At 60.1% G+C, this 401-nt stretch carries 1 pseudogene; it reads right to left on the bottom strand.

The features are described 5' to 3' along the window. Positions 1 to 401: pseudogene (locus XalbCFBP2523_RS15975) on the bottom strand (site-specific DNA-methyltransferase); the annotation flags it as partial.

Genomic DNA, 401 nt, shown 5'->3' with positions numbered 1-401 from the left:
TGATCGATGCCCTCGCGCCAGCCGTACAGGATGGGCTCGTACTGACGCTGGTAATCCGCACGGCCCATCGTGAAGGTGTTCTTGGCCCAGATGATGAAGGTCGACCAGTGGCCGCCAGCGGCACGGAAGGCCGACTGCAGCGTATCCAGTTCGCTGGAACTCATGGCGATGTAGACCGCACCCTTGGTGCATCCCAGGATGTTCATGCATGCTTCGGTCAGGAAGCCGCCAAAGCCTTCGCCCAAGTTGTCGTTCAGGATCGGACGGTTCTTGTTGCTTGCCTTGTCCTTGGCGGTGTTGGCGTAATTCACGTTGTACGGGGGATCGGTGAAGGCCATGTCGGGCAATTCGTCACCGAGCAGCTGCGTGTAGTCGTCGGCCTTGGTGGCATCGCCGCACAG

The sequence above is a fragment of the Xanthomonas albilineans genome, from assembly GCF_002939705.1.
Lineage (GTDB): Bacteria > Pseudomonadota > Gammaproteobacteria > Xanthomonadales > Xanthomonadaceae > Xanthomonas_A > Xanthomonas_A albilineans.
Note: the sequence above shows the minus strand (reverse complement) of the source record. Positions and strands in the feature narration are given on the sequence as shown.